Source organism: Sedimentitalea todarodis (genome assembly GCF_032595355.1).
GTDB lineage: Bacteria > Pseudomonadota > Alphaproteobacteria > Rhodobacterales > Rhodobacteraceae > Sedimentitalea > Sedimentitalea todarodis.
In genome coordinates, this window is the sequence record NZ_JASMWN010000070.1 from 1 (window position 1) to 2605 (window position 2605).

Here is a 2605-nt window from a genome sequence, read left to right on the forward strand (position 1 = left end):
TGCGCGTTTCGCGTGATCGCGGGCACTGATTTCATTTGATCGTGGGCACGGATTTCACGGGAAGCCGGGCACGTATTTCACACGAACGTGGGCATTGATTTCGCGGGATCATGGGCAGACCTGGTCGACGTACTGAGGATACTGCCCCTCCAGATCAACAGGAGGGGCTAGATGCCAACAGGACGTTTGAACATGCGCCGTATACGAGATGTATTGCGATTGAAATTTGCCCATGGGCTGAGTGAGCGGGCGATTGCAAAGTCGCTGGGGCTCGGGAAGGGAAGTGTTGGGGCCTACCTGCGACGTGCTCGGGATGCGGGGCTGGGTTGGCCGCTCCCGAAGTGCCTGGATGACGATGGTCTGGAGTTGTTGCTGTTTCCAGCGTCGCCGACAGTCCCGGACCCGAACCGCCCGGTTCCGGATTGGTCATTGATTGACAAGGAGCTGCGCAAGCGCGGGGTCACCCGGATGCTGCTTTGGCAGGAATACCGAGAGCAGCACCCTGATGGCTTCGGGTATACGTGGTTCTGCACGCATTTTGATGTCTGGAAGGGGCGCGTGCGCCCGAGCATGCGACAGACACATATGGGTGGCGAGAAAGTCTTCGTGGACTTCTCGGGTGATACGATAGACATCGTCGATCCCGACACTGGTGAGGTCCATGCCGCAAAGCTGTTCGTCGCGGCCATGGGCGCATCGAGCTATACCTATGCCGAGGCGGTTGCCTCCGAAGGGCTGGAAGATTGGATCGGCGCGCATACGCGCATGTTCGATTATTTTGGCGGTGTGACCAAAGCGGTGGTCCCTGACAACTTGAAGTCCGCGGTGACCAAGCCCGACCGCCATGATCCGGGGTTGAACCGGACTTATGCCGAGATGGCCGAGCATTATGGCACCGCGATCCTGCCTGCGCGACCGTACAGGCCAAAGGACAAGGCGAAGGTTGAAGTTGCCGTTCAGGTGTCACAGCGCTGGATTATTGCGCGGCTGCGGAACCGGCGGTTCTTCTCTCTGGCTGAGCTGAATGCGGCCATTCGGCCCTTATTGGGTGATTTGAACACGCGGGTCATGCGGGATTACAATGCCAGCCGGGCTGATCTCTTTGCCACACTGGACCGCCCGAACTTGGCTCCATTGCCTATGGATGCATATGTCTTCGCTCGTTGGAAGCGAGCCCGTGTCGCGCCGGATTATCACATTGAAGCAGACGGCTGCTGGTACTCGGTCCCCTTTGGCCTGATCCGCCAGCTTGTCGACCTGCGGATCACCCAGACCACGGTGGAAATCTTCCATCGCGGCAAGCGTGTGGCCAGTCACGCACGCAATCCTGGGCGACGCAGCCATGTAACGGTGCCCGATCACATGCCATCCTCACATCGCCGCTACGCGGAATGGACCCCTGCGCGCATTTTAGCCAGCGCCGAGAAACTGGGCCCATCCGTTGCCGCGTTCTGCCAGATCGTCATGGAGAACCGCCCGCACCCCGAACAGGGGTTCCGAACCTGCCTGGGTGTGTTGTCCCTGGCCAAAAGCTATGAGGCGGATCGTCTCGATGCCGCCTGTCGCCAAGGTGTCGCCATCAAGGCGCGGTCGGTGGGGTCTATCCGATCCATTCTGACGACCGGCCTTGATCAGGCTTTTCTAGAACCCGAACCCGAAGAGCTGCCCCTGCAGCACCCCAATATCCGGGGCCAAAATTACTACCACTGAGAAGGAGAAACTCTTGCTGACACATCCCACATCCGACCGGCTCGAAGCCCTTGGCTTCATCGGCATGGCAAAGGCGCTGGACGAACAGCGCCGCGCCAGTGACACGTTCGAAAACCTCAGCTTTGAAGAGCGCCTGGGTCTGCTCGTGGACCGAGAGGCAGCGGAACGCGGTGCCAAGAAGTTGGCAACACGGCTGAGATTTGCATCTCTGCGGCAGGCTGCCTGCGTTGAAGACATCGACATACGCAGCCCGCGCGGCATCGACAAAACCGTCATGGCACATCTCATCGATGGCGGCTGGATCGACAGGCACGAGAACTTGTTGATCACTGGCCCAACAGGGCTGGGCAAGAGTTGGATTGCCTGTGCTCTCGGACATAAAGCGTGTCGCGACGACCGCCGGGTCATGTATCATCGTGTTCCCCGGCTCTTCCAAGCGCTGGCCATTGCGCGAGGTGACGGACGTCACGCTCGTGTCCTCAAATCCATCGAACGTACCGAGCTGCTGATCCTCGACGACTGGGGCCTTTCAGTGCTCACCGCTGTCGAACGTCGCGATCTGCTGGAAATCCTCGAAGATCGGCAGGGTCGAGGATCCACAATTGTGACCAGCCAGCTGCCTGTCGACCAATGGCACGAAGCCATCGGTGATCCGACTTTGGCCGACGCCATCCTCGATCGCTTGGTCCACAACGCTCACCGTCTCAATCTCTCTGGGGAAAGCATGCGAAGAAAAATGAACACCACGAAACCGCTTGACCCCAGCCGTCTGGCCTGACTCAATGAACCTTGTCGGCCAGCCTGCCCACGATCGTGAAATGGCTGCCCGCGATGCCGTGAAACGCGTGCCCGAGATCGCGTGAAATCACCGCCCAACTTTCGCGAAATACGCACC

2 protein-coding genes are annotated in these 2605 nt (G+C 59.4%); both read left to right on the forward strand.

The features are described from left to right. The first annotated feature begins 171 nt into the window (after window positions 1-171). On the forward strand, window positions 172-1710 hold the full coding sequence (istA, locus tag QO231_RS25930; RefSeq protein ID WP_316783156.1) for an IS21 family transposase: 1539 nt from the start codon (window positions 172-174) through the stop codon (window positions 1708-1710). A 13-nt stretch (window positions 1711-1723) separates the two neighbouring features. Next, window positions 1724-2488 carry an IS21-like element helper ATPase IstB gene (gene istB, locus QO231_RS25935; RefSeq protein ID WP_316783158.1) on the forward strand — a complete coding sequence of 255 codons (765 nt, stop codon included), beginning with the start codon at window positions 1724-1726 and terminating at the stop codon, window positions 2486-2488. Window positions 2489-2605 lie beyond the last annotated feature (117 nt).